Below are 610 nucleotides of genomic sequence, written 5' to 3' on the forward strand. Positions count from 1 at the left end.
TCAAACATCTCATTTAGCTTATACACCGCAGAACTCACTTAACTCATAAAACTTCGAGGCGAAGACCTTAATGGAGAGGCGTGTCTAGGTCAATTCAAACCAAAAATTAATTGTTAAAATAGCCCATTTTGTAGTTTCATACTCAGGTTCCCATTATTTTAAGGTAAGTAAAGATGTACAAACTGATCGCCCTAGACATGGACGGCACGTTATTAAACAGCGACAAAGCGATTTCAGAAGAAAACAAACACGCTATCGCGAAAGCTCGTGAAGCTGGCGTTACTGTCGTTTTGGCTTCTGGCCGCCCACTTGAAGGCATGCAGGCAAAATTGGATGAGCTGAATATTCATTCCGATAAAGATTTTGTCCTTTTCTACAATGGTTCTATGGTTAAAAACGTAGGTACAAACGAAATTATCCACCAGCAAATCATTGATGGTAAGGCTGCTAAATTAGTCGCTCGTAAAGCGAAAGAACTAGGTGCTTATGTGCACGCATTCAGCCAAGTGCATGGTTTGATCACAAATGAACACAACCCATACACTGACATCGAAGCCAACATTAATGGCTTAGACGTGACAGAGATGAATTTTGAATCGCTAGAAGATGA

At 40.5% G+C, this 610-nt stretch carries 1 protein-coding gene; it reads left to right on the forward strand.

Translation table 11 applies throughout. The annotated features are described in order from the left end of the window. Positions 1–173: 173 nt before the first annotated feature. On the forward strand, positions 174–610 hold a 437-nt coding region (locus tag R7040_RS27760), incomplete at its 3' end, for an HAD-IIB family hydrolase (protein ID WP_318097789.1).

The sequence above is a fragment of the Vibrio sp. 1069 genome (assembly GCF_033340555.1).